We start from the raw sequence: 590 nt of genomic DNA, 5'->3' as shown, positions 1-590 counted from the left end.
CCGTAGACGATGGTGTGACCGCCATCGATCTGACGTACACGCAACGCGGCGTGCCCATGGGAGGGCAGTCGCTGTGATCGATATCGAGCCTTCCGCATGGCCCTGGCTGGTCGTCAGCGCGCTCACGTGCGTATGCCTGCTGGTCTGGCTCTACATCGACATTCGCCGCGAAGTGGAGTCGTGGAAATGAGCAGCCAAGCCCGCAACTTCCTCCGCCTCCGTTACTGGCTCGAAGCCCGCGACGGGGGCGAGTGGCGTTCCCTTTCCCCTTACGAAGAAGTCATCGCGCGCAACGTGCGTGTGCTGGCTGCTGCGCTGATTGAGGCATCGCTATGAAGCCTGCTGTTCTCACTTGGGGCCTCGGCTGCTGGTATCGCCATTGCGGTGAGGTTCGGCGGATCGTGCACTACCCGCTGCCGGAGACGGCAGAGGAGAAGCGCGCGTGAGCTATGTCGGCGTCCGTCAAGCCGAAGTCAACGCCGCACGCGCATCCTCGATGGAAGCGCTGCGTGCGTTCTCGCAGCGCCAGACCGCGCGCGATTTCGAGTCCGCAGAAGCGCGCGCAGCGCGCGGGCTTGTCTCAGTATCAA

Annotated in this window: 2 protein-coding genes; both read left to right on the top strand. The window is 63.9% G+C overall.

The genetic code is table 11. From position 1 onward, the window contains the following. Nucleotides 1-190 (top strand): hypothetical protein (locus ACCC97_RS28810; protein ID WP_413336393.1); only part of this gene is annotated, 190 nt, incomplete at its 5' end. Beyond that, nucleotides 187-336, top strand: a complete 150-nt coding sequence (locus ACCC97_RS28805; RefSeq protein WP_413336391.1) for a hypothetical protein — start codon at nucleotides 187-189, stop codon at nucleotides 334-336. The genes ACCC97_RS28810 and ACCC97_RS28805, both read left to right, overlap by 4 nt. Nucleotides 337-590 lie beyond the last annotated feature (254 nt).

Origin of the sequence: Variovorax sp. Varisp85 (assembly GCF_047304045.1) — a bacterium.
Classification (GTDB): Bacteria; Pseudomonadota; Gammaproteobacteria; order Burkholderiales; family Burkholderiaceae_C; genus Variovorax.
This window is presented reverse-complemented; position numbering and strand designations above follow the sequence as displayed.